Origin of the sequence: Methylobacterium nigriterrae, from assembly GCF_037106235.1 — a bacterium.
Taxonomy (GTDB): Bacteria; Pseudomonadota; Alphaproteobacteria; order Rhizobiales; family Beijerinckiaceae; genus Methylobacterium; species Methylobacterium nigriterrae.
In genome coordinates this window covers 1-400 of the sequence record NZ_JBAWTG010000588.1, presented here as the reverse complement: position 1 = coordinate 400, position 400 = coordinate 1, and the positions used below count along the sequence as shown (strand labels likewise).

At 65.2% G+C, this 400-nt stretch carries 1 protein-coding gene; it reads left to right on the top strand.

The annotated features are described in order from the left end of the window. On the top strand, positions 1-400 hold a 400-nt coding region (locus WDW90_RS38350; protein WP_336492907.1), incomplete at both ends, for a Crp/Fnr family transcriptional regulator.

Genomic DNA, 400 nt, shown 5'->3' with positions numbered 1-400 from the left:
GAGGGCGATCCCCCGCCGCACATCAACCTGATCCTGGAAGGCTGGGCCTGCCGCTACAAGCAGCTGGAGGATGGGCGCCGACAGATCGTCTCGTTCTTCCTGCCGGGCGATCTCTTCGACCTGCATGCCTTCGTGCTGCGCGAGATGGACCATTCCATCGGCACCATCACGCCCGTGAAGCTCGCCGAGATCCACCAGGACACATTCCTGAGAATCACCGACCAGCATCCGCGGATTGCCCGTGCCGTCTGGTGGGAGGCTTTGGTCGCCGTTGCGATCCAGCGGGAATGGACGGTCAATATCGGCCAGCGCACGGGCCTCGAGCGGATCGGCCACCTCCTGTGCGAGCTGTTCATCCGGCTGCGCGCGGTGGGGCTGACCGAGGGCGATTCCTGCCTCC